This window comes from Actinomycetes bacterium (genome assembly GCA_035506535.1).
In the GTDB taxonomy this organism is placed as follows: domain Bacteria; phylum Actinomycetota; class Actinomycetes; order DATJPE01; family DATJPE01; genus DATJPE01.
The window spans coordinates 1-22,853 of the sequence record DATJPE010000070.1 but is presented as its reverse complement, the minus strand read 5'-3'; the positions used below and the strand labels follow the sequence as shown (position 1 = coordinate 22,853).

The following is a 22,853-nucleotide window of genomic DNA, read 5'->3' as shown; positions in this document are numbered from 1 at the left end:
AAGATCGTTCGAGCAGGGGGACGCCGGCCCGACCAGGTTCGCCTGGCCGGGCCGACGTAGGTCCTCAGCCGTCCGCGAAGGGATCGGTCCGCGCTCGGGTCCGCCCTTCCTCGAAGAAGGAACGCAGCGCCGCGGCCGATGTCTCAGACATCGGGAGCGAGGCGCCGAAGGGGGCGTTCCAGAACTCCCCGGCCCGCCGACGGTGCGGCCCGACGTAGGCGTACGGCTCCGGGATGGCCTCGTCACCGGGCGAGACCCCGTAGTTCACCTCGTCGAGGCTGACCGCCACGTCGAGGTGCTCCGGCCACAGCACCGGCTCGAGGCCGCCCCGGTGGTGCAGGCTGCCGAAGGCCCGCAGGACCGAGTCGCCGAGCACCCAGGCACGGCTCATCTCCCCCGCCGCCTCGGCGTCCACCCGAAGCTCGTCGTCCGGGCCCAGGGTGAGCGCAAGCGGGTACACCCCTTCGGGGCCCCGGCACGCCACCCCGGCCGCGGCCGCGAGTGCACCGAGACTGCCGGCCAGCGCGAGGCGGTGATCGCCGACGACGAGGTCGGTGCCGTCGACGGCCAGCCGGTGCGGGGGCGTCGGGAGGTCCCGGCTGGAGAACCCATACGGCCGCACCGTGAGACGGATGGTCCCGAGCGCCCGCCACTGGTGTCCAGCGATGATCTGCTCCGCCACTGCGTGCAGTGCGAGGCGGGTCGTCCGTCGGTCGCTACTCACCGGCCGTAGTCCGCGTGAGCGGCGCCGAGGATGAACTCGGCGACGAGCGCGGTCCAGCCGGTCTGGTGGGACGCGCCGAGCCCGCGCCCGGTGTCCCCGTGGAAGTACTCGTGGAAGGGGATCAGGTCGTGCCAGTGCCGGTCGCCCTGGAACAGCTCGCAGTCCCCGAACACCGGCCGACGGCCGTCGGCGTCGAGGAAGATGCTCACGAGCCGTCGAGCGAGGTCGTCGGCGACCTCGGCGAGGGTCTGCTTGGTCCCCGACCCGGTGGGGTGCTCGACGAGGAGGTCGTCGCCGTAGAAGCGGGCGAAGCGGCGGACCGCGTCGATGAGCAGGAAGTTGACGGGGAACCAGATCGGTCCTCGCCAGTTCGAGTTCCCGCCGAACAGGTCGGACGTGGACTCCCCGGGTTCGTAGTCGACCGAGTACGCCGAACCCGCGAGGTCGAGGGCGAAGGGATGCTCCGCGTGGGCACGGGACACGGCGCGCAGCCCGTACGGGGACAGGAACTCCTGCTCGTCGAGCATGCGGGCGAGCACTCGGAGCAGGCGCTCACCGTCGACCACCGACAGCAGCCGGCCCTCGCCGCCGTCGTGGACATGCGTCGTCCCCACGACGGAGAGGTACTCGGGCCGGTACTTGAGGAACCAGCGCAGGTGCCCGGCGAAGCCGGGCAGTGCTCCCAGCGTGCGCTGGCCAAGTGTCATGGTCGCGGACAGGGGCAGCAGCCCGACCATCGAACGCACCCGCATCGGCAGCCGTGAGCCGTCCGCGAAGGAGAGCACGTCGTAGAAGAAGCCGTCGGCCTCATCCCACAGCCCCTTGGCGTTCATCGCCTCGCCGATGTAGGCGAAGTGCTCGAAGAACTTGGTCGCGGTGTCCTCGTAGGCGCGGTCGTGCTCAGCGAGGATGAGGGCCATCTCGAGCATGCAGAGCGCGTACATCGCCATCCAGGCGGTGCCGTCGCTTTGTTCCAGCTGGGCGGCCACCGGGAGGGGCGCCGAGCGGTCGATCGGGCCAATGTTGTCCAGGCCGAGGAAGCCGCCCTCGAAGACGTTGTTGCCCTCGGCGTCCTTGCGGTTGACCCACCAGGTGAAGTTGATGAGCAGCTTGTGGAACATGCGCGCGAGGAACTCGTAGTCGGTCGAGCCGTCCACGTGGAACACCCGGAGGGCGGCGGCTGCCTGGACCGGCGGGTTGACGTCGCTGAAGGACCACTCATATGCCGGGATCTGGCCGTTCGGATGCATGTACCACTCGCGGAACATGAGCAGCAGCTGGTTCTTGGCGAAGGTCGGGTCGACGCGGGCGATCGGTATGCAGTGGAAGGCGAGGTCCCAGCTGGCGTACCAGGGGTACTCCCACGGGTCCGGCATCGAGATGACGTCGAAGTTGTCGAGGTGCCACCAGTCGTGGTTGCGTCCTTGGTTTCGCGACTCCGGCGGCGGCGGGCCGGCCGGGTCGCCCTCGAGCCAGCGCTTCACGTTGTAGTGGTAGAGCTGCTTGCCCCACATGAGTCCGGCGATGGCCTGGCGAAGCACTCCCGCCTCGTCCGGCGTCGCCTCCGGCGGCGTCAGGGCGGCGAAGTAGGCATCCGCCTCAGCCCTGCGCGCGCTCATGACGTCGGCGAATCCCCGCTCGGTGTCGGGTGCCGCCGACTCCTCCGCAACGGTACGTAGCCGGACCTCGGCGCTGCCGCCGGCGGGCACGGTCAGCGTGTAGTGGAAGGCGGCCTTGGTCCCCACCATCGCCGGGTTGACGGTCGCAGCCCCGTGGACGACGTGGTCGTTGATCCCGTCCTTGGGGTACGGCGAGCGGCCGGGATCGCCGTACAGCCGCTGCGTGTTCGTCTCGTTGTCGCAGAAGAGCAGCTCGGGGTCGCCACTCGCCCCGAGGGTGAGCGTCCCGGTCGGCTCGGACACCGCCACGAGCCGACCCCCCGAGGCGACGATGCTCGGTACGGCGTCCTGCCCGGGGCGACCCCACGCCCAGGTGTTACGGAACCACACGGTGGGCAGGACGTGGATCGTCGCCTCCTCCGGCCCGCGGTTCTCGACCGTGATGCGGGTCAGCAGGTCGCGTGGTGCGGCCTTCGCGTGGTCCACCGTCACTGCCCAGTAACGGTCCTCGTCGAAGATCCCGGTGTCGACCAGCTCGTACTCTCGGTCGAGCTTGCCGCGGCGGGCGTTCTCGCTGACGAGGTCGTCGTACGGGAAGGCCCGCTGCGGATAGTGGTAGCGCCAGGTCATCCAGGAGTGCGTGGGCGTGGAGTCGAGGTACCACCAGTACTCCTTGACGTCCTCACCATGGTTTCCCTCCGGGCCGGAGAGGCCGAACATCCGCTCCTTGAGGATCGGGTCGACCCCGTTCCACAGCGCGACGGCCAGGACGAAGAACTGTTGCTCGTCGCAGACTGCCGCCATCCCGTCCTCGCTCCAGCGGAAGGTCCGCGAACGTGCGTGGTCGTGCGGCAGGTACGTCCAGGCTTCGCCATCGGGGCTGTAGTCCTCGCGCACAGTGCCCCACGCGCGCTCGGACACGTACGGGCCCCAGGCGCGCCAGTCCTCCCGCCCGGCGTCGGCTGCCGCCAGCCGCGCCTGCTCCGCTCCTGACCTGTCCTCAGTGCTCATGGCATGTCCTCGGGACGAAAGACGTTTGCTCGTACGCGGCCGTCAGGGTCGGGGACGACTCTTTCACGTCACGTGCCGCGACCGAAGGGGTGGTCGGAGCCACCCATCTGCTGGAGTGGCTAGCGTGGCCTCGTGAGCAACGCGGTCGCCGACGTCTACGCGGGCTGCGGGGACGACGAGGAGCCCAGCGGTGCCGAGACGACCGTGTTCGCGGGTGCGGTCGCGGCGATCAGCCCCCGCAGCGAGGTCCTGCGCCTGCTGCCCAGCCGCGGTCGCCGGATGGTCGGCGCGTGGTGCTTCGCCGACGTCTTCGGGCCGCGACCCGTGTCCGGCGGCGCCGCGATGCACGTACCGCCGCATCCGCACACCGGGCTGCAGACCGTGAGCTGGCTGGCGGCCGGGGCGGTCACCCACCGGGACTCCCTGGGCAACCTGGCCGAGGTCACTCCCGGTCGGGTCGCGGTGATGACGGCCGGTCACGGGATCGCCCACTCGGAGGACGTCGTGCCGGCGAGCGCCGTCCTCCACGGCGCCCAGCTGTGGGTGGCGCTCAGCGAGGCCGAGCGGCACCGCCCGCCCTCCTTCACGCTGCACGAGCGGGCACCGTACGTCGACGCCGGAGGCGTGCTCGCCCAGGTGTTCGTCGGGGCCGTCGGCGACGTACGGGCTCCCGCGCAAGGACTCACGCCACTGCTCGGCGCCGAGCTCACGTGGAGCAGCCCCGGGCCGGGCCGGCTCGCTCTGGAGACCTCCTTCGAGCACGTGCTGGTCCCGCTCGCGGGACAGGCTCGGGTCGACGGCAGCGCGGTCCGGGTCGGCAGCGCGATGTACCTCGGCCGGGCCCGCACCGAGCTCGAGGTCGAGCTCGACGAGGACGCTCGGGTGCTGCTGCTCGGAGGCGAGCCCTTCGAGGAGGAGATCGTCATGTGGTGGAACTTCGTGGCCGGAAGCCACGAGGAGATCGCGGACGCGAGGCAGCGGTGGAACGCCGGCGGCGACCCGCGCTTCGGCGAGGTGGACTACCCGACGGCTGAGCGCATGGCGGCGCCGGCGCTGCCCAACGTACGTCTTCGCCCTCGCGGCCGGGTCCGCTGACCAGCTCCCTCATCGCGGGGCCGGCAGGGTGCCGATCGCCTGCTGCCGGCACGGTGGCGATGGTCCGCCGCCGGCAGGGTGACCGCGTGTCGGCGTCAGTCGGGCGTGCCCGCCGTGTCACCGTCCTCCCATGGCCTTCATCATCCTGCTCGTCGCCGCGGTCATTGCGTCCTTCCCAGCGACCTGGCTGCTCATGCTGTTCGTTGGCAACCTCGGGGTGGGGCTGAGCTTCTGGGGCGCCCTCCCGGCCGGCATCCTCGTCACCTTCTTCGCCGCCGGCGCCGGCGCCGGCGGGCGCTCCGCCTGGCGCTGACCGCCGGGTTGTGAACCCGCGCGGCGGTGCGCTGGACTGTCGCGCGTGGTGGTCACGTACGCCCCTGACGGCCCGGAGCCCGACGACGTCCTCGTCGAGCACGTCAGCGGCGATCCCTTCGCGCCGGTCACGGTCCTCGAGTTCGGCGACTACGAATGCCCGTACTGCGCGGGTGCCGCGCCGGTCCTTCGTGAGCTCGTGGCGCGCTCCGAGGGGCAGGTGCGTCTGGTCTTCCGAAACTTCCCGCTGTTCGAGGTGCACCCGCACGCTTTGACGGCGGCGCTGGCGGCCGAGTCCACGACGGCCAGCGGCCGCTTCTGGGACATGCACTACCTGCTGTTCGCCAAGCAGGCGCACCTCCTGGACGCCGACCTGCGCCGATACGCCGAGCAGGTCGGTGCCGACCCCGAGCTCGCGACGGGCGCACCCGCCCAGCGCTTCGCGGAGAAGGTACGAGCCGACTACGCGGCTGGCCGCGAGGCGGGTGTCGCGGGAACCCCGACCCTGTTCATCGAGGGCGAGCCCTACGTCGGCCGCGTCGAGCTCCAAGCGCTGCAGCGCGCCACGGGGACCTCAGAGCGCCACGGGCTGGACCCAGGGGAGCGGGGGTAGCGCCGCGGGGACCTCCTCGCCCGCCGGGGAGCACAGCGGCCAGCGCTCGCCCATCAGCCGCAGGACCGCCGAGCCGGCAGCGGCGGCCACGACCGACCCCGCCAGGATGCCGATCTTGGCCTGGTCGCGAAGTGCGGGTGAGCTGAAGGCCAGGTCGGTGACGAACAAGGCGATCGTGAACCCGATGCCCGCCAGCACCGCCCCACCGAGGAGGTGGCTGTAGCGCACGCGACCGGGCAGGGCGCCGGCCCCGGTACGCAGGGCCAGCCAGGAGACACCGGCGACCCCGATGGTGTTCCCGACGACCAGCCCCACGACGACCCCGATGGTCAGCGGGGAGTGCAGCGCGGACCGCAGGGTGTCCGCGTCCATCCGAACCCCGGCGTTGGCGAGGCCGAAGACAGGCACGACCACGTACGCCGACCACGGGTGGACCGCTCGTTGCAGCCGCTCGCCGGTCGGTACCGCCGCCGAGACCGCCATGGTCGCCAGGCGCGCTCGTTCCGCGGTCGGGTTCTCGACGACCGCGCGGCCGTACACGGGGATCCGGCGCAGCACCTCGCGGCGGGCCGGTCGCACCGGCACGAGCAGGCCCACGAGCAGGCCGGCCAGCGTCGGCTGCACGCCGGAGCGGTAGACGGCGAACCAGAGGGCCAGCCCCACGAGGACGTACGGCGTCACGCGCCACACGCCCAGCCAGCGCATCGCCAGGACGGCCCCGACGAGGACGACCGAGACGGCGAGCGCCGCCAGGTCGGGGGAGGCCGTGTAGAACAGCGCCATCACGGTGATGGCGCAGACGTCGTCGACCACCGCCGCCGCGAGCAGGAACACGCGCAGCTGGTCGGGGCAGCGGGGACCGAAGAGCGCGAGGATGCCGAGGACGAACGCGGTGTCGCTCGACATCACGATCCCCCAGCCGTGGGCGGTCGGGTGACCGGCGTTGATGGCCAGGAAGATGAGGATCGGCGCGAGGACACCGCCGAGCGCGCCCAGGGCGGGCACGAGGAAGGTCCCGGGGTTGCGCAGCTCACCCGAGGTCGTCTCGCGGGCGATCTCCACGCCGAGGACGAGGAAGAACAGTGACATGGCGACGTCGTTGACCACGTGCCGAAGGTCCATGTCGAGGCTGCGGTCCCCCACGCCGATGTGGACCGGGGTGGCCCACAGGGCCTCGTAGGAGTGCGACCACCCTGAGTTGACCCACACGACGGCAAGCAGGGTCGCCCCCAGGAGGACGGCGGCACTGCCGGACTCGTTGGCGATGAAGCGGCGCACCGCGGGCGTGAAGCGGGGAGCGACCACCCGAAGCTCTGGTCCCGGACGCGCAGGCTCGCTCATCGTCCGCTCCGCACGGCGGCCAGCCTACGAGGCGATGCGCAAGCGACCGGCTGCCCCTGGAGGGCGTTGCCGTGAAGCTCGTGGCGGCTTCGGTGCCCGGGAACGACTTCGGGCTCTGGCAGGATGACCGCGTGGAGCGCCGGGTACGACGCCGCACAGCCCGACGGCTCGTGCTGGCCGGCGTCCTCGGCGCGGTCGTGCTCGCCGTCGCGGGGTGTGGCGGCTCGAACGGGATCGGCTCCTCGCTGCGCCCCAGCACGCGCCCGTCCCTGCCGGGCGTGCTCGGCTCGCGGTCGCCGGCCGCCAGCCAGAGCGCGGTCGCGCCCGAGAGCCAGAGCCCGCAGGAGTCGGCGCGACCCTCGCTCAGCATCTCCCGCTCGGAGTCCACCGCCGCTCCCAGCGAGCCCTCGACCCCGACGCCCACCTCCACGCCAACCCCGACTCCGACGCCCACCCCCACGCCGACGCCGACGGGTACGTCCACGCCGACGGCGACGTCCTCAGCACCCGCGACAAGCGCCCCCTCTGCCAGCGCGAGTGCGCTCGCGTCATCGGCCGTCGCCTCCGGTAGCGCGTCCGTGGCCGCATCCTCCTCCTCCTCGGGCTGGCTCTGGCTGGCAGTGGGCCTGCTGGTCGTCGCCGGGGCGGTGACCTGGTTCGTCCTGGCCGCCCGGTCCCGGGCACGACGGGCGGCCTGGAGCGGCGACGTCGACCGCGCGGTCGGCGAGGCGCGCTGGCTGTCGGCGGCCCTGCTCCCGACGATCCGGGGGGCGGCCAGCGACGAGGAACGACGGGGGGCGTGGTCGGTGGCCCGGCCGCGGGTGGGGGCGCTGGAGGATCGGCTGGCCGTCCTCCGCAGCTCCGCCCCAGACGAGGCGGCGGGCTTGCGCGTCGCCGGTATCGCCTCGGCCGTCACCGCGACGCGTCAGGCCATCGATGCCTGGACCTCGGCGCCCACCGCCGAGGCGGCGGCGGAGGCGAGAGGCGCTCTCGAGGCGGCTGGCAGTCAGCTCGAGGCCGCGCTACCCCCTCCGCCATCCTCCCCGACCGGCCCCGACTCACCCTCAGGCCCGCCACCCCGTTGAACTGTTAGGCATTCGCGGGTGTATCCACCGACGAACGCCTAACAACATGGTGGTGGGGTTGGGGTGGGGTTGGGGTGGGCCGGAGGTCAGCGGGTGGCGTCGACCGGCTCGCGGGGCAGGGCCTCGTACGGCGGCATCTGGTCGACGCTGATCCGGCGGCGGAAGACCCAGTACGTCCAGCCCTGGTAGAGCAGGACGAGCGGGGTGAAGATGACGGCGACCCAGGTCATGATCGTCAGCGTGTAGTGCGACGACGACGCGTTGGTCACCGTCAGGCTCCACGCCGGGTTGGTCGTGGACGGCAAGACGTTGGGGTAGAGCGCGCCGAACATGGTCGTGACCGCGCCGAGGATCGCGATCGACGTCCCGAGGAACGCCCAGCCCTCGCGGCCACGGAGGGTCGCGACGAGTGATCCGACGAGCGCGAGCGCGGCCACCACGAGGCTCACCCACGTCCAGCCGGCGCCATAGCTGAGCTGCGTCCACAGCAGGAAGGAGGCGGCGAACACGACCGCGGCGATCCCGATCCGCAGCGCGGCGCCGTGAGCGCGGTGCCGGATCTCGCCGTCGGTCTTCAGCGCGATGAACAGGGCGCCGTGGAGGGCGAACACCGAGAGCGTCATCAGTCCGCCGAGCAAGGCGTAGGGGTTCAGGAGGGTGAACAGGGTGCCGGTGTACTGCTGGTCGGCGTTGATCGGCACGCCGCGAACGACGTTGGCGAGGGCGACTCCCAGCAGCAGGGCAGCGGCGGCGGAGGAGATGCCGATCGCGATGTCCCAGCGCCGGCGCCACGCCTCGTCGTCGATCTTGCCGCGGTACTCGAAGGAGACCCCGCGCACGATCAGGGCGACCAGGAGGAGCAGCAGGGCGAGGAAGAAGCCGCTGAACATCGTGGCGTACCACATGGGGAAGGCCGCGAACGTCGCGCCTCCCGCCACCAGCAGCCACACCTCGTTGCCGTCCCAGACCGGGCCGATCGTGTTGATCATCACCCGGCGTTCCGCGTCGGATCGCGCGAGCCCCAGCAGCATCCCGACGCCGAGGTCGAAGCCGTCGAGGACGAGGTAGCCACCCCACAGGACGGCGATCAGCACGAACCACAAGTCGGTCAGCGCCATGGCGGGTCTGCTCCTTGGTCCTGTCTCGGTTTCCGTCTGTGCTTGGTGGATCGCGTTCGGTCAGTAGGCGAAGGTCAGCCGGTCGGACTCCTCACCCTCGGCCTTCTCCGGAATCGGTGCCGGCTCGGGACCGGCCTTGGCGAAGCGGACGATGAGGCCGATCTCGATCACCGCCAGGAGGGCGTACAGCAGCGTGAGCACCGTGATGGAGATCGCGGCGCTGCCCGCCCCGACCGAGCCCGAGACCCCGTTCTTGGTCTTCATGAGGCCGAAGACGACCCAGGGCTGGCGGCCGAGCTCGGTGAAGATCCAGCCGAAGCTGTTCGCGAGCACCGGCAGCACCACGGCGAGGCTGGAGGCCTTCCACCACCAGGTCGGCTTGGGCAGCTGCTTGTCGCGGGTGACCCACAGGCCGACGATCGACAGCAGCAGCGCGAGCACCCCGAAGCCGATCATGAGGCGGAACGACCAGTAGGTGATCGGGATGATCGGCTTGTAGCTGCCGGGCCCGTACTTCTGGACGTACTCCTGCTGGATGTCGTTGATGCCCCTGACGGTGCCGTTCGGGCTGCCGGTGGCGAGCAGGGACAGGCCATGCGGGATCCGGATGCTCCAGATCTCCTTCGAGCCGTTGAGGCTGCCGACGGTGAACACGGAGAACGAGGCCGGCGATGAGGTGTTGTACAGCGCCTCGGCCGAAGCCATCTTCATCGGCTGCTGGCTGGTCATGACCCGCGCCTGCAGGTCGCCGGTGAACATCACGGCGAGGCCGGCGATGAGCCCGACCCACAGCCCCAGGCGAAGCGAGGGCAGCAGTACGTCGATGTGGCGCTTGCGGACCAGGTGGTAGGCGCTCACGCCGACGATGAACATGCCGCTGGTGAGGAAGGCCGCGCTGATCGTGTGGAGGAACGCCGTCACCGCGGTGTTCTGGAAGAGCACCGGCGGGAAGTCGGTGAGGATCGCCCGACCCTGCTTGGCGTCGATGCGGTAGCCCACGGGGTGCTGCATCCAGGCGTTGGCGGCGAGGATGAAGTAGGCCGAGAGCATCGTGCCGATCGAGGCGAGCCAGATCGTGGCGAGGTGCACCCGCTTCGGCAGCCGCCCCCAGCCGAAGATCCACAGGCCGAGGAAGGTCGACTCCATGAAGAAGGCGAGCAGGCCCTCGATGGCGAGGGGGGCGCCGAAGATGTCGCCGACGAAGCGGGAGTAGGCCGACCAGCTCATCCCGAACTGGAACTCCTGCACGATGCCGGTGACGACACCGATCGCGAAGTTGATCAGGAAGAGCTTGCCCCAGAACTTCGTGGCCCGCAGGTAGTGCTCCTTGCCGGTGCGGACCCAGGCGGTCTGCATGCCGGCGACGAGGGCGGACAGGCCGATGGTCAGCGGGACGAACAGGAAGTGGAAGAGGGTCGTGATCGCGAACTGCCATCTCGAGATGTCCAGCACGACGGGACTCCTCTTCGCTCATGCGGGGCGCGGACGGTTCCACCCTGGCCGCCTCGCCGGAGCGCCGGCCAGGCCCGGAGGTCCTCCCGACACCGGGACGAAGGTCCCTGGCGGCGCCGCTGGTCGGCTACCGTCGACGCAGACGTTCCCGGACCCTGGAGACACGCGTGCCTGATCCCGAGGAGCCCGGCCGGATCCGGGTCTTCCTCCTCGACGACCACGAGGTGGTCCGGCGAGGCGTCAAGGACCTGCTCGAGAGCGAGGGCGACATCGAGGTCGTGGGGGAGGCGTCGACCGCCAGCGAGGCCCTGGCGAGGGTGCCGGCGCTGCGCCCGTCCGTGGCCGTGCTCGACGTACGCCTCCCTGACGGGGACGGGGTCAGCGTCTGCCGTGAGCTGCGCTCGGGCATGCCCGAGCTGCACTGCCTCATGCTGACCTCCTTCGCCGACGACGAGGCGCTCTTCGACGCGATCATGGCTGGGGCCTCCGGGTACGTCCTCAAGCAGATCCGCGGAAGCGACCTCATCGGAGCGGTGCGCACGGTCGCTCGCGGGGAGTCGCTGCTGGACCCGAGGACCACCGCCAAGGTGATGGACCGTCTGCGCGCCCAGGCCGACGGCAACGACCCGCTGCGCGGCCTCACCGAGCGCGAGCGGGAGATCCTGGCCCTGATCGGCGAGGGGCTGACCAACCGCCAGATCGGCGAACGGCTCTTCCTCGCCGAGAAGACCGTGAAGAACTACGTCTCGAACCTGCTGGCCAAGCTCGGGATGGAGCGTCGGACCCAGGCAGCGGTCTACGCGGCGGAGATCCGTCACGAGCAGGGCCACTGAGCAACGGCAGCGCCACTGAGCCGGTGCGGCCCTCAGGCCAGGGGAGCGGTCCAGCGCAGCCGGGTGCCGCCGCCACCTGCGGCGTCCAGGGCCAGCTCGCCGCCCCGCGAGACGGCGCGTGACTCCAGGTTGGACAGTCCGCTGCGGCGCCCGACCTCGGGGATGCCGATGCCGTCGTCCCTCACCGTGAGCCGCACCTCCTGGGCGTCGACCTCCACCTCCACGTATGCCCGGGTCGCCTTAGCGTGCCGGGCCACGTTCGAGAGCGCCTCGACGAGGACCGCGACGAGGTCCTGGCCGAGATGTCGGTCCACGGCGCTGTCGACCGGCCCGACGAACTGGATCGAGGGCGTGAACCCCAGCGAGTCGGCGGCTCGGTCGGCGACCTCGAGCAGCTGCTGGCGCAGGCTCCCGGCCTGCTCGTGGGGGCTCTGCAAGGCGTAGATCGCCGAGCGGATCTCCCGGATCGTGGCGTCCAGGTCGTCGACCACCCGCTGGACCCGCTGAACCGCCTCCTCCTTGTCGAGCAGGCGGGTCAGGCTCTCCAGCTGCATGCCGCTCGCGAACAGTCGCTGGATGACCAGGTCGTGCAGGTCGCGGGCGATCCGGTCCCGGTCCTCGTAGACCAGCAACCGTTCGGCCTCCGCGCGCGCCTCGGCGAGCTGCAGCGCGACCGCCGCCTGGGCGGCGAAGCCCTCGAGCATCGTCGCGGTGTCGTCCCCGAACGGCAGCGCGGAGTGCGGCCGGATCACCGCGAGGACTCCGCGCACCCCACGGGAGTCGCGCAGCTGCACCAGCATGGCCCGGTGGCCGTCATCACCCAGCGCGCGGCCCAGGGTGTCGTGCGCGTGGATGGTGCAGGTGGTGACGGGCGACGAGCCCCGCAGCGCGGTCAGCAGCAGGCTGCTCGGCGAGGCCTCCTCGATGCCGCGCAGGCGCTCGGCGCCCTCGCCGTCGGTCACCTCGACGACCAGCGCCCCCTCCTCGCCGGGCAGGGCGATGAGCGTGCTGGTCGCGCCGGCGATCTCGAGGGCACGTGAGGCCACGACCCGCAGGACGTCCGGCGGATCCGAGCCGGACAGGACAGAGGTGGTGACCTCGGCGGTGGCCTGCAGCCAGCGTTCGCGGCGCCGGGCCTGTTCGTAGAGACGGGCGTTCTCCACCGCGACGCCTGCGGCCGTCGCGAGGGCGACGACGACGCGCTCGTCCTCCTCGTCGAACTCGCCACCGCCTCGCTTCTCGGTGAGGTAGAGGTCGCCGAACACCTCCTCGCGCACCCGGACGGGCACACCGAGGAAGCTGCGCATGGGCGGATGCCCGGGCGGGATGCCGTACGACCCCGGGTGCTGGGACAGGTCGGCCAGGCGCAGGGGCCGGGGGTCCTTGATGAGCAGTCCCAGGATCCCGCGCCCGCTCGGCGGATCGCCGATGCGCTCCCTGGTGGCCTCGTCGACCCCCACGGTGATGAACTCCGAGAGCTGCGCATCCTCGTCGATGACGCCGAGAGCGCCGTACGTCGCGCCCGCCAGGGTCACCGCCGCGTCGACGATGCGGTGCAGCACGGCGTCGAGGTCCAGGTCTCCGCCCACCGCCACGATGGCCTCGAGGAGGGCGTGCGAGCGGTCGCGCATGCCCACGATCTCGGCCAGCCGCAGGTGCAGCTCGGACAGCAGCTCGTCCAGACGCAGGTTCGGGAGCCGCTCGGCTTCCCGTCCCGGAACCTCCGCGGATCCCCTGGCCATGCTCCCACTGTGCCACCCCGCCGCGGAGCGGGACCAACGTCCCGGTAACCGGGGACCTGCGGCACTGAACCGCGGCTTGGTTGAAGCATCAAAGTGTGCCCAGTGGTGGTGCACAGCCACCCAGGTGTTCGCCACAGAGCGCGGGTCGATCACCCGCCTCGAACGTGAAGGAGCGCAGACCATGCGACGGAGCACATTCGACACATTGCTTTCCACGGCTGGGCTGATCGGGGCGTTGGTGCTCTTCGTCGCCGGCTTCCTCGGGCTGTGGGCACACAGCTTCATCAACGACCAGGTGCACTCGCAGCTGGCCGCTCAGAAGATCTACTTCCCGCCCAAGGGCAGCGACGCGATCAAGGGCCCGCAGTTCGCGGCCATGCAGAAGTACGCCGGCCAGCAGCTGGTGAACGGTGAGCAGGCGAAGACGTACGCGAACCACTTCATCGCGGTCCACCTGTCCGAGGTGGCGGGCGGCAAGACCTACTCGCAGGTGAGCGCCGCAGCGATGGCCGACCCGAACAACACCCAGCTGGCCGGCCAGGTGGAGACGCTGTTCAAGGGCACGACCCTGCGCGGCATGCTGCTCAACGCGTACGCCTTCTGGAAGATCGGCCAGATCGCCTGGATCGCGGCCTGGGTCTTCATCATCGGTGGCGTGCTGATGCTGGCGCTGTCCATCCTCGGGTTCCGCCACTCGCGGCACGTCCCGGCTGACGCGGCTGTCGGTGGGACACAGGCCTCGGTGGCGGCGGGCGTGTGAGTGCACGCTGACCCATCCGGAGAGAGGACCTGCACCACGACAGCAGGACCGATCCCGAGCACAACAGCAAGGAGGGGCCGGCGCCCGAAGGGGCGCCGGCCCCTCCTTGTCGCCGCCCGAAGGGGCGCCGGCTGACCCGTCGCCGGCTGCTGTCCGCGGGTGCCCCGGGCTCGCGAGAGCGCGGTTGTCGGCGGCCGCGCGTACCGTGCTCGCCATGGCCATCGCCCGCTACCCGAGCATCGTCATCGACTGTCCGGACCCGGATGCCCTCGCCGCGTTCTACGCCGCGATGCTGGACTGGACGGTGGAGTCCTCACCCGGCTGGGCCGACATCCGTGCGGACTACGGGCAGTGCATCTCCTTCCAGCAGGTTCGGGACTACTCCCGACCGGCCTGGCCGACCCAGCATGGGGCCCAGCAGATGCACCTGGACGTGGTCGTCGACGACCTCGACGCGGCCGAGGTTGCGGTCCTCGAGCTCGGGGCGAGCAAGCACGACCACCAGCCCGGTACGTCGTTTCGGGTGTTCCTCGACCCGGCGGGGCACCCGTTCTGCCTCTGCCTCGGCTGATCGGGCGCGGTCCCGACACCGTAGGCCGACGGGCTAGTGGGTCTCCCGCCCCACGCCCACCTCGCGGTCGATCCGGTCGAACTGCTCGGCCATGGCGGCGGCGAGCGCCTGGGCGGCCGAGAGGGGTCGGACCATGACGACGAAGTCGTCGATCTGACCCTGGTCGTCGACGTGCAGGAGATCGCACCCCTGGATGGCCCGCTCGCCGACCCTTGCTTCGAAGACGAGCACGTGGTCCGGGCCGTCGGAGCCGATCTCGCGGACGTAGCGGAAGTCGGAGAAGACGCGCATCACCGCGCCGAGGATGGCGAGGGTGATGTCCCGACCCTGATAGGGGCGGTACGCAACGGGGCTGGTGAAGCGGACGTCCTCGGCGAGCAGGGCAGCGACGGCTTCGAGGTCGCCGCGGGCAACGGCGTCGCGAAAGGCTTGCACGGGTACCTCCGAGGTTCGGGGTGCCGGGGGCCATACTGCGTGTCCACCAGCGAGGACGGGACGCAGAACATGACCTTCGAGGATGCCACCGCCCTGATGCCCGTCGAGGAGGGGACCTTCGGCTGGGAGGTCCCCGATGGTTGGCAGCAGGGCCGCGGGGCATGGGGCGGCCTGGTCGCGGGCGGCCTCGCCCGGGCCGTGCTGATACGCGCGGCCGACCCGGTCCGGCGGCTGCGCACGATGTCGGTGCACATGTGTGCCCCCCTACGGGTTGGACCGGCCACCGTCCGTGTCGACGCCCTGCGGGTGGGCTCGGGGATGTCCACCTGGGCGGCGGAGGTGCGCGACAGTGACGGGCTGGTGGCGCATGCGGTCGTCATCACCGGCCGCCCCCGGGCGGCCGACCTGGTCCAGCTGCCGACCTGGGGCGATGCGCCGGCACCAACGCTGCCGCACTGGCTTGACGTGGACGTGCTAGGGACCGACGGGCCGGGCTGGCCGCCCTTCATGGGGCACGTGGAGTTTCGTGTCTGCGCCGGGCTGCCGCTCACCGGGTCCCCCGCTCGGTGCGCCGGGTACGTCGGCTTCCGGGACGGCTCAACCTGGGATGCCGAGCGCCTGGTCGCCATCATCGACGCTTGGTACCCGACCGCACTCGCGGCGCTGGCGGAGTCTCGGCCGCTCGCCACGGTGAGCTACGCCGCCCACCTGCTCCTGGCACCGGAGCACGTCGAGACCGGCAAGCCCCTGGTGTTCGAGTCGACCATGTCCGCCGCGAACGACGGCTACACCACCGAGACGCGCCGGCTGTGGACCCATGACGGTCGACTCGTTGTCGAGAACCACCAGTCAGTGGCGGTCATCCGCTGAGTGGGCGCTGGGTCGCCCCCGGAGGCGAGACGCGGCCCGTGGACTACTGCTACTTCGCCTCCTGAGCCGGGCCCGCCGCCCCCGCTGCGGGTTGTCCACCCGAGTGTCTCGCCCGACCGATTTGGACGGCCCGGATGCGGACGCGCCCTGGCTTCACCGCTCTGCCGATTCGCCCATGGTGGGGCCGGCTCTGGGGTTGGCTCGACCGGATCCAGGCGGTCACACCGGGCATCCAAGCTGTCAACGGTCACGCGGATCTCCCGGGTGGCGGTCAGGATGGGTCTTGCTCAAGTGAGCCAGCCAGGGAGCCGGGTCTCACGGCTCTTCGCGTCGTCGTCGTTCGGCAGCCACTCTCTCGCTGACGATCCTTCTGGCGAGGAGCGGAACGAAGTCGCGGATCCGGGCGTGCGCGAGGGACTCGAACGCATCTTGGACCAGCGTATGGAGGACCGCGCGGGGCTCGTCCGGGAATCTCCCGGCCAGTTCTTCCTCGACCGCGTTCGCGGACCTTGTATCGGTCAGGATCGAGTCAACGCTCACAGCCACATCTCACATCACGGGATCGGATCCGGCATCCGGTCGGGACGATCTCCCCTGGGTGAATTCGGCCGCCAGGTGGTGACTGCGGGTTCGTCCGGTGTGACCCTGCTCGGAGATGCCTATCGCCGGAACGTCTTCTGTGTTGTGGCCCGCCGAGTCGAGCCGAGAGCGCAGGTATCGACAGCACGCCAGGACGGTCAGCTCGGGGATGACACGGCTCTTGTCGACGAGGTCGGCCAGTAGGGTCGAGTCGACACACCGGCCTCGACGCGTGACGGCCGACACCTGGCTCGTTCGACACGGCGTTCGCCGGCGACTGATAGGTGTCTGGCAGCAGCTCGCCAACCAGCCACACTCGTCAATCCGTTGGGAGATGTAAACAATGACGAATCCGACAATCGAAGACCTCCAAACTGAGCAGTCGATGTTCGTACAGACCGCCCTGGGGACCTCCAGCAAGGAAGGACGGCTCACGCTCACGGGGGTCACCCCTTCGACGCTCTACTTCTCCGACCGGCCACAGCGAGTGGTGGGCCACATGACCACCGCTGACTTCGTCGAGCTTTGGGGTGTCGGCGACAACAGCTTCGAGGCGGACCCTCCGAACGCGGTTCTCGCGTTCCTCGAGTCGGGCGATGACGCGCCCGTAGACGCCGTCGTGGTGATCAAGGACCCACGCCTGTCGGACGGCGAGCTGTCTTACGCCATCGACGTACTGGAAGGCGACGTGCCCGCGGACTCTGGGCCGGTCACCCTCTTCATCGACCCGATCGGGCGCCCGCTCTCACCAGTCTCGGTGTGTGGGGTCCGTCGCCGCGAAGGCCGGCGGGCCCGACGCCGCTTCTGACATGCTCGCGGGGTGTCGTCCGATGCGCGGAGGAGCCGGAGAGTTGGGACGGCGATGACCCGATGACCGCGGCTGCGGCCGGTGACGCGACACCGCACGGTCGCCGGCCGACCTCAACCCATGATTTCTTCGCTGAACCGTCGGACCAGCCGAGGGTACGACGGTCGGCGGACGCCGCCCTCGCCATAGCGGGTGGTGCGCTACTGGTCATCCTCGCCATCGTGGCGCGCGGCGGTACCGCGGTCGACCAGGCGTGGGTGACGTTCGTCGTCCACCTGCCGGCGTGGTTGGTCTGGTTGGGTCAGGCCGCCTACCTGGTGAGCATCGCGGCTGCGTGCGGGCTGCTGATCGGCATTGCCATCTGGGCTCGCCGCCGACTCGAACTGCTCTTGGACCTGGTGCTTGCGGCCCTGCTCGCCGTGGTCGCTGCAGGTGCGCTCAGCCGGTGGGTGGACGGTCGATGGCCGGCGGTCGCGCTGACGGACCTCGATCACACGCGGACGACCTATCCGGCCTTCGTGATCACGGCGATCGTGGCCGTGCAGGCTGCCGCTGCTCCTCACCTGAGTGCGCCAGTCCGTCGAGTCGGCTGGGGCATCGCCCTCGGCGGCGCAGCCGGTGCGATCTTGGGCGGCATCTACCAGCTGAACGATGTCGCTGGCGCGATCCTCGTTGGCCTGGTAGCAGCTGCCGTGATCCGTTTCGTGTTCGGCACGTCGGCAGGAGTGCCGTCGCTGGCGAGAGTCCGAGCGGCGCTGTCGGATCTCGGGGTGGGGGTGAGTGAGATCGCCTACCACGATGTTCAGCCCGCCAACTCCACCCTCCTCGACGGGACGATGGATAACGGGGTGTCCGTCTACGTGCGGGTTCTCGATCGGGACAGCTGGAGGAACTCTCGTTGGGCCAGGGCGTGGCAGTCGGCCTGGTACCAAGACACCGGAGCCCAGTATGGCTCCACTCGACGACAGCAGGTCGAACACGAAGCACTCGCCGGTGTCCTCGCCGCAAAGGCCGGTGTCGACGTCCTCGACCTTGTTGCGGTCGGCCAGACGGCAAGTGACGACGCCGTCGTCGTGGTCGCTTGCAAGCCCAAACGTCTCGTCGACCTCGATCCCGGAGAAGTGGATGACAATCTGCTCGATCATGTCTGGACTGAAGTTGCTCAGCTGCATGCCGCTGGGCTGAGCCATGGCCGGCTCGACAGCTCGCGCATCTGGGTAGAGCACGACCAGCCTGCTCTGGGTGACTTCAGTGGCGCACGAATCTCCGCAACAGAGTCGTCTCGGCGTTCCGACGTCGCCGAGCTTCTGGTCGCCACCACACTGATCGTGGGACCGGATCGAGCCATATCGTCTGCGCGCCGAACCATCGGTGACGACGCCTTGGCCGACTCGCTGTCGCTGCTTCAACCGGCAGCCCTCACCCCACAGACGAAGCGGGACGCGCATCGGGCCAGGCTCAAAGTGGACTCGCTGCGCAAGCAGACTGCGACCGCGCTCGGCGTACAGCCACCGGAGCTCGAGAAGCTACAACGCGTCTCTCTTGTCCACATCGGGCTCATGGCGATCTCGATCGTGGCCATCTATGGGATCATCTCTCAACTTGCCGACCTAGGTTTCAGCACCATCACGCACGCTTTGTCCCACGCGACGTGGGGCCTGGTGATCGTCGCGCTGATCCTCGTCCAGCTCACGAACGTCACCGACGCCTTCAGCCTGGCCTCCGCATCCCCGAAGCCGATTCCCGTCGGCGTCACAAGTGTCGAGCAGATCGCCATCGGGTTTGTCAATCTGGCCGTCCCATCCAGCGCGGGCAGCATGGCTCTGAACATCCGGTTCTTCCAGCGCTTCGGAGTCAATGCCGTCACGTCGTCGACCACGGCGACCATCGTCAGCGCCATGGCGTTCGTCGATCAGGCGTTGCTCCTGCTGCTCACTATCGTTGTCGGCAAGCAGAGCATCGACCTGTCGAACCTGGACACCAGCGGCAGCGGTGTGTCCAGTCTGCTCATCCTCGTGGTCGTTATCGTCGTTGGAGGCGTCGCTCTTGTCTTCGCGGTGCCGCGCTGGCGGCACTGGGTCAAGGCGAAGTTGCAGGGACCGATGCAGGACATCAAGGGAGCGCTTAGGGTTCTCAAGAATCCCAAGAACCTGCTCTGCGTTGTCGGTGGGCAGCTGGGATCACAGGTTCTCTACGCGAGCGGTCTCCTGCTATGCGTGGTGGCCCTCGGAGGGTCGGTGAACCTGGGGCAGGTCCTGTTCATCAACATCTCGGTGTCTCTTCTCTCCGGGATCCTGCCGGTGCCTGGCGGCATCGGCGTTGTCGAGGGAGGGTTGACTGCTGGACTGACCGCGGTCGGCGTCAGTAGCGATATCGCCCTTCCCGCCGTGATCCTCTACCGTCTCTGCAGCTACTACCTTCCCCCGATCTGGGGGTGGGCGTGCCTGCAATGGTTGACCCGCAACGACTACCTGTGATCACCCGATCTGGGTCAAGGGATGCGAGATCAATCGAGGCCTTCCAGCGGCCGGAGCGCACGCCATCAATCTCGCGACCCTAGGAGGGCGTGGTCGTGCCCTCTCGGTCCGTCGAAGCGAACACGGTGGCGAAGTCGTTCTTCATGCTCACGACCGTCCACCCGCTCGACTTGGCCCTCTCGAGTGCTTGCTCGGCGCCTGTGGTGTAGGCGAACTCGCGCTCGGCATCGTCGTGGAGGACGAGCACCCGGAGTGAGGGCTTGTCCTTGTGCTGGGTGAAGTCGAGCATCGGGATGTCTCCGTTGGAGTTTCCGCCCGCGACAAGGGGTCGGCGGCCGATGCGGCTCCAGACTTGGACAGCCTTCTCTGGCCCGTCATCGAGGAAGCCGAGCTTCGCCTCGTGGGTGATGGTGCCTCCCTCGCCATCGGTGGAATACTTGAGCGCGGCAGCACTGCCGATCACGCGCTCAGCGGGGATGCCGAACAACTGAGCGGTGACTGGGCGCATGAAGTCAGCGCCGCTGCCAGAGACGATGTAGTTCGAGAACCCGTTCGTCTCGAGATAGGCGAGAAGTTCCACCATGGGCAGGTATGAGGTTTCGAGATACCCCCGCCCGAGGTGTGGGTTCTGTGCGCTGCGAAGGAAGCTGTCGGCTCTTGCTTCGAACTCCTCGACGCCGACACCCGCATAGGCGTTAGTGATCCCGCTCAGCAGCGTCTGGGCCATCGTGTCGTTGCCTGCGTAGTGCTGGCTGATCGCCTGTCCAAGCCAGGCCATGTCCCGCTCGTACGCAGCCTTCCATGGTTGCTTCTCTCGGAGCTTTGGATCTGCCTGGGCCATGTCCGCCAACCGCCGGAGGAGGAAGTCGGCCTCGACTGGCGCCGGCTTCTCGCACCACAGGGTTCCGTCTGCGTCGAAAGTCGCGATGCGCTCTTCGACTGGGATCCCACTCGTCGTCGTGTGTTCGACGAAGTCGATGATTGCCGTCTTGGCCGCGCCCTCGTTCCAGCTTCGAAGCACCTGCGTCCCAGCCACGGTCTGGCCTCCTTGCGAGCAGCGCACAATCGGCTCACTTCGATCACTCTTGCAGGTCAGACCGTTGCGGGCATCGCCTGCCGCTTGATCTCACCTAGGGGATGTTGACCACGAGTTGAGAATGATCAATTTCAGCTCGATCACGTGGGCGCCTTGTCTGGAGAGGTGGGCGTCTCTCTGGCCTTGGCTGCCTGAGGATGTTGTGTCGGTCTGTCGGCGTAGGCGGATTGGTAGACGACGGGATAGGTCCGGCCGTAGTGCTTGGCGAACGAGGTGATCAGTGCGGCGAGGGGTAGGGCCATGAAGGCACCCATGGGCCCACCGATCGCACCGCCGGCCAACGCCGCGCCAAAGGCGACCCCACCATTCAGCTCCATGGTCTTGGAACTGATTCGAGGACTGAGGAAGTAGTTCTCGATCTGCTGGTAGATGACAGTCCAGACGATCAGGATCAGGGCCGGGACGACTCCGCTCAGTCCAAGGGTGACGATGGCCGGGACTGCGGCGCCCAGGTAGGTGCCGACGACAGGGATGAACTCAGCCGCGAAGGCTTCGAAGATGGACAGCGGCAGAGAGAGGGCCCAAGGGACGCCGACGATGACCATGACGAAGAAGAAGAGGGTCGCGTTGATGACGAGGAGCAGCAGTCGGGAGTAGAAGTAGCCGCCGGTCTCAACAACGGCGTTGTCCCACGCCCAGCCGGCTCGATGCTGTCTCTCCGGGGGAAGTCGGCTCAGGTAGATGTGGAGCAGCTTCGGCCCGCCGACGGCCAGGTAGCACGTGAATGTGACAACAGTGAAGAACTGGAACACCAGCCCAAGTGTGCTCCCCGCGACGCCAAGCAGGTTGGTAGCGTTGTCCTGGACCCACTTGTGGATCCCTGCCTGCAGATCGGCGTTGATCTGGTCTGGAGGTCGGCCGTGGTCGATTCTCACGCCGAATGTCTTGTTGATCTGGTCGATCCAGGCTGGGATCTGACCCCCGATCCGTTGTGCCGCGTTGACCAGACCCGGGATCAAAATGAAGATCATCGCGGCCAGGAACAGGAACAGACCGCCCAAGATCAGGGCCGTGGCCTTGCCGCGGGACCACCCGTGCCGCTGGTCGAAGTAGTTGACTCCCGGAAGCATCGCGATCCCGAAGAACAGCGAGATCACCAGCATGCTGATGAGACTGCGCGCCCGCAGAACTGCAAGAATCAGCACACTGACACCGATCACGGCCCAGATCAGCCGCCAGATGGTCGAACGGATCAGCGGCGCGACCCAGGCCGGTGCGTCCGCGGACGGATCGGCCTGCACCGACGCCAGCACGGGGTCAGCGGCCACCGTTGTAACGGTCCCACCTCTCGGCGGTCGCCCACCAGGGCCCTCCCCTGAGCTGGACATCACCCCTCCACGGACGATTCGGGTGCTTCAGCGCAGGTGGGGAACAGGGGCCAACTGATCGACCAGCCTGTCCCCCAGCCCGCGAGGAGAGTCCGATCAGGACTCTGCAGCCTCGATGACCTTCTCGTCGCCCTCGTTCACGGCCTTCACCACGGCGTCGTAGTCACCCTTGTCGACTGCCTTGCTGACCTTCTTCGTTGCCTTGGTGACGGCCTTGTCGATGCGGTCGAGGTAAAGATCATCGACGACGGCGACGATGGCAGATGATCCCGCGGGCAGCCACTCGTCCGCGTCCACGCCGATGGACTTCTCCTCATGACGCTTGACAATGGCGCCCGCTCCCGCGCCGATCCCGGCGCCGACCACTCCGGCCAATAGCAGCGGCGGAGCGAACAAGCCCACGACGAGGCCACCGATCGCACCGAGCGTGGTGCCGCCGGCGATGAGGCCGCCGCCGTGCTCCTTGACCTCTGTCTTGCCCGTGGCGTCACGGGACAAGACGATCGCAGCGGCTACGGCCGCGTCGTCCATGCTCTTGATCGCCTTGAAGTCGCTCGCGGCTGCATTGGCGTCGGGGTACGACGCGACGAACAACGTGTAGTTCTTGTCTGTCATGGTGGTGTGCCTTCCAGTCGGTTCTGGGCCGTCGCAGCGGCCACTCCACGGTTGCTCTCCTTCTCTACGAGACTTCCAGCCGACCGGCGCCGACGTCATCACCCGTCGGTTGAATTCACCTAGGGGAGATCAGCGCTCGATGCCAACGACGTGCGACGGATAGATGGGGGTCGGTCAGAGGGCTTCACCCCACTCACGCGGACACGGTCACGCCCAGTCCGACCGGGGTGCCGTGGCATTTCTTCCACTTCTTCCCGCTGCCGCATGGGCAGAGCCCGTTTCGGGGACGCCGAGCGTCCTCCGCGGCGTAGGTGGCCATGAGTTCCGACGGGGCGCGGCCTTGGCGGAGCAGGTCGCACATCTTCGCCA

General features: G+C 69.1%; 22 protein-coding genes. 10 read left to right on the top strand and 12 right to left on the bottom strand.

The window, feature by feature from the left end; translation table 11 throughout:
- Nucleotides 1-64: 64 nt before the first annotated feature.
- On the bottom strand, nucleotides 65-724 hold the full coding sequence (locus VMI11_11125; GenBank protein HTY72960.1) for a hypothetical protein: 660 nt from the start codon (nucleotides 722-724) through the stop codon (nucleotides 65-67).
- A complete protein-coding gene (locus VMI11_11120) occupies nucleotides 721-3,354 on the bottom strand; it encodes a glucosidase (protein HTY72959.1) in 2,634 nt (877 codons plus the stop codon). The genes VMI11_11125 and VMI11_11120 overlap by 4 nt, the downstream gene beginning before the upstream one ends.
- 132 nt (nucleotides 3,355-3,486) lie before the next feature.
- On the opposite strand from VMI11_11120, the gene VMI11_11115 reads away from it, so the two are divergent.
- The 3 genes from VMI11_11115 (at nucleotide 3,487) to VMI11_11105 (ending at nucleotide 5,374) form a co-directional block, all read left to right on the top strand.
- On the top strand, nucleotides 3,487-4,449 hold the full coding sequence (locus tag VMI11_11115; GenBank protein ID HTY72958.1) for a pirin family protein: 963 nt from the start codon (nucleotides 3,487-3,489) through the stop codon (nucleotides 4,447-4,449).
- Between the two features lie 130 nt (nucleotides 4,450-4,579).
- Entirely contained in the window at nucleotides 4,580-4,762 is a 183-nt protein-coding gene (locus tag VMI11_11110; protein ID HTY72957.1) for a hypothetical protein, read from the top strand.
- Between the two features lie 45 nt (nucleotides 4,763-4,807).
- Nucleotides 4,808-5,374, top strand: coding sequence for a thioredoxin domain-containing protein (locus VMI11_11105; protein ID HTY72956.1), 567 nt, complete (start codon nucleotides 4,808-4,810; stop codon nucleotides 5,372-5,374).
- Here the strand turns inward: VMI11_11105 and nhaA are convergent.
- On the bottom strand, nucleotides 5,336-6,715 hold the full coding sequence (gene nhaA / locus VMI11_11100) for a Na+/H+ antiporter NhaA (GenBank protein HTY72955.1): 1,380 nt from the start codon (nucleotides 6,713-6,715) through the stop codon (nucleotides 5,336-5,338). The two genes, VMI11_11105 and nhaA, sit on opposite strands and share 39 nt — an antisense overlap.
- A 71-nt stretch (nucleotides 6,716-6,786) precedes the next feature.
- Here nhaA and VMI11_11095 point away from each other — a divergent pair, with 71 nt between their 5' ends.
- Nucleotides 6,787-7,800, top strand: coding sequence for a hypothetical protein (locus tag VMI11_11095; GenBank protein HTY72954.1), 1,014 nt, complete (start codon nucleotides 6,787-6,789; stop codon nucleotides 7,798-7,800).
- An 86-nt stretch (nucleotides 7,801-7,886) separates the two neighbouring features.
- Here the strand turns inward: VMI11_11095 and cydB are convergent, their stop codons facing one another.
- Both cydB and VMI11_11085 read right to left on the bottom strand, forming a co-directional pair.
- Complete coding sequence (gene cydB, locus VMI11_11090) at nucleotides 7,887-8,918, bottom strand: cytochrome d ubiquinol oxidase subunit II (protein ID HTY72953.1); 1,032 nt, start codon at nucleotides 8,916-8,918, stop codon at nucleotides 7,887-7,889.
- A gap of 60 nt (nucleotides 8,919-8,978) precedes the next feature.
- Nucleotides 8,979-10,370, bottom strand: coding sequence for a cytochrome ubiquinol oxidase subunit I (locus VMI11_11085; protein HTY72952.1), 1,392 nt, complete (start codon nucleotides 10,368-10,370; stop codon nucleotides 8,979-8,981).
- A 167-nt stretch (nucleotides 10,371-10,537) separates the two neighbouring features.
- Between VMI11_11085 and VMI11_11080 the strand changes: the two genes are divergently transcribed.
- Nucleotides 10,538-11,203, top strand: a complete 666-nt coding sequence (locus VMI11_11080; GenBank protein HTY72951.1) for a response regulator transcription factor — start codon at nucleotides 10,538-10,540, stop codon at nucleotides 11,201-11,203.
- 32 nt (nucleotides 11,204-11,235) lie between these two features.
- Here VMI11_11080 and VMI11_11075 read toward each other — a convergent pair whose 3' ends face one another.
- Nucleotides 11,236-12,945 (bottom strand): GAF domain-containing sensor histidine kinase, encoded by a 1,710-nt coding sequence (locus VMI11_11075; protein HTY72950.1) that lies wholly within the window; start codon nucleotides 12,943-12,945, stop codon nucleotides 11,236-11,238.
- Between the two features lie 181 nt (nucleotides 12,946-13,126).
- Here VMI11_11075 and VMI11_11070 point away from each other — a divergent pair, with 181 nt between their 5' ends.
- Both VMI11_11070 and VMI11_11065 read left to right on the top strand, forming a co-directional pair.
- Nucleotides 13,127-13,705, top strand: a complete 579-nt coding sequence (locus tag VMI11_11070) for a hypothetical protein (protein ID HTY72949.1) — start codon at nucleotides 13,127-13,129, stop codon at nucleotides 13,703-13,705.
- Nucleotides 13,706-13,919: 214 nt separating this feature from the next.
- The gene (locus VMI11_11065; protein HTY72948.1) at nucleotides 13,920-14,276 is read left to right on the top strand and encodes a VOC family protein; all 357 of its coding nucleotides are present in this window, start codon (nucleotides 13,920-13,922) and stop codon (nucleotides 14,274-14,276) included.
- 33 nt (nucleotides 14,277-14,309) lie between these two features.
- On the opposite strand, the gene VMI11_11060 is transcribed toward VMI11_11065, so the two are convergent.
- Nucleotides 14,310-14,711, bottom strand: a complete 402-nt coding sequence (locus VMI11_11060; GenBank protein HTY72947.1) for a nuclear transport factor 2 family protein — start codon at nucleotides 14,709-14,711, stop codon at nucleotides 14,310-14,312.
- 39 nt (nucleotides 14,712-14,750) lie between these two features.
- On the opposite strand from VMI11_11060, the gene VMI11_11055 reads away from it, so the two are divergent.
- A complete protein-coding gene (locus VMI11_11055; protein ID HTY72946.1) occupies nucleotides 14,751-15,581 on the top strand; it encodes a thioesterase family protein in 831 nt (276 codons plus the stop codon).
- A gap of 315 nt (nucleotides 15,582-15,896) precedes the next feature.
- Here the strand turns inward: VMI11_11055 and VMI11_11050 are convergent, their stop codons facing one another.
- Nucleotides 15,897-16,121, bottom strand: a complete 225-nt coding sequence (locus tag VMI11_11050) for a hypothetical protein (GenBank protein HTY72945.1) — start codon at nucleotides 16,119-16,121, stop codon at nucleotides 15,897-15,899.
- A gap of 424 nt (nucleotides 16,122-16,545) precedes the next feature.
- Between VMI11_11050 and VMI11_11045 the strand changes: the two genes are divergently transcribed.
- Together VMI11_11045 and VMI11_11040 are read left to right on the top strand one after the other, a co-directional pair.
- Nucleotides 16,546-16,968: a hypothetical protein gene (locus tag VMI11_11045; GenBank protein HTY72944.1), complete on the top strand. Its 423-nt coding sequence runs from the start codon at nucleotides 16,546-16,548 to the stop codon at nucleotides 16,966-16,968.
- A gap of 62 nt (nucleotides 16,969-17,030) precedes the next feature.
- On the top strand, nucleotides 17,031-19,445 hold the full coding sequence (locus tag VMI11_11040; GenBank protein HTY72943.1) for a lysylphosphatidylglycerol synthase transmembrane domain-containing protein: 2,415 nt from the start codon (nucleotides 17,031-17,033) through the stop codon (nucleotides 19,443-19,445).
- Between the two features lie 79 nt (nucleotides 19,446-19,524).
- Here the strand turns inward: VMI11_11040 and VMI11_11035 are convergent, their stop codons facing one another.
- From VMI11_11035 to VMI11_11020, 4 genes are all read right to left on the bottom strand, one after another.
- Nucleotides 19,525-20,481: an HAD family hydrolase gene (locus VMI11_11035; GenBank protein ID HTY72942.1), complete on the bottom strand. Its 957-nt coding sequence runs from the start codon at nucleotides 20,479-20,481 to the stop codon at nucleotides 19,525-19,527.
- Between the two features lie 140 nt (nucleotides 20,482-20,621).
- Nucleotides 20,622-21,809, bottom strand: coding sequence for an AI-2E family transporter (locus VMI11_11030; GenBank protein HTY72941.1), 1,188 nt, complete (start codon nucleotides 21,807-21,809; stop codon nucleotides 20,622-20,624).
- A 156-nt stretch (nucleotides 21,810-21,965) separates the two neighbouring features.
- Nucleotides 21,966-22,484, bottom strand: coding sequence for a DUF1269 domain-containing protein (locus VMI11_11025; GenBank protein ID HTY72940.1), 519 nt, complete (start codon nucleotides 22,482-22,484; stop codon nucleotides 21,966-21,968).
- A gap of 193 nt (nucleotides 22,485-22,677) precedes the next feature.
- Entirely contained in the window at nucleotides 22,678-22,803 is a 126-nt protein-coding gene (locus tag VMI11_11020) for an SEC-C metal-binding domain-containing protein (protein ID HTY72939.1), read from the bottom strand.
- Nucleotides 22,804-22,853: the final 50 nt, after the last annotated feature.

Coding starts and splice junctions, on each gene's coding strand:
- VMI11_11020 (HTY72939.1), bottom strand. CDS start 22,803: ATGGCCACCTACGCCGCGGAGGACGCTCGGCGTCCCCGAAACGGGCTC.
- nhaA (HTY72955.1), bottom strand. CDS start 6,715: ATGAGCGAGCCTGCGCGTCCGGGACCAGAGCTTCGGGTGGTCGCTCCC.
- VMI11_11065 (HTY72948.1), top strand. CDS start 13,920: ATGGCCATCGCCCGCTACCCGAGCATCGTCATCGACTGTCCGGACCCG.
- VMI11_11110 (HTY72957.1), top strand. CDS start 4,580: ATGGCCTTCATCATCCTGCTCGTCGCCGCGGTCATTGCGTCCTTCCCA.
- VMI11_11070 (HTY72949.1), top strand. CDS start 13,127: ATGCGACGGAGCACATTCGACACATTGCTTTCCACGGCTGGGCTGATC.
- VMI11_11120 (HTY72959.1), bottom strand. CDS start 3,354: ATGAGCACTGAGGACAGGTCAGGAGCGGAGCAGGCGCGGCTGGCGGCA.
- VMI11_11075 (HTY72950.1), bottom strand. CDS start 12,945: ATGGCCAGGGGATCCGCGGAGGTTCCGGGACGGGAAGCCGAGCGGCTC.
- VMI11_11040 (HTY72943.1), top strand. CDS start 17,031: ATGACCGCGGCTGCGGCCGGTGACGCGACACCGCACGGTCGCCGGCCG.
- VMI11_11025 (HTY72940.1), bottom strand. CDS start 22,484: ATGACAGACAAGAACTACACGTTGTTCGTCGCGTCGTACCCCGACGCC.
- cydB (HTY72953.1), bottom strand. CDS start 8,918: ATGGCGCTGACCGACTTGTGGTTCGTGCTGATCGCCGTCCTGTGGGGT.
- VMI11_11045 (HTY72944.1), top strand. CDS start 16,546: ATGTTCGTACAGACCGCCCTGGGGACCTCCAGCAAGGAAGGACGGCTC.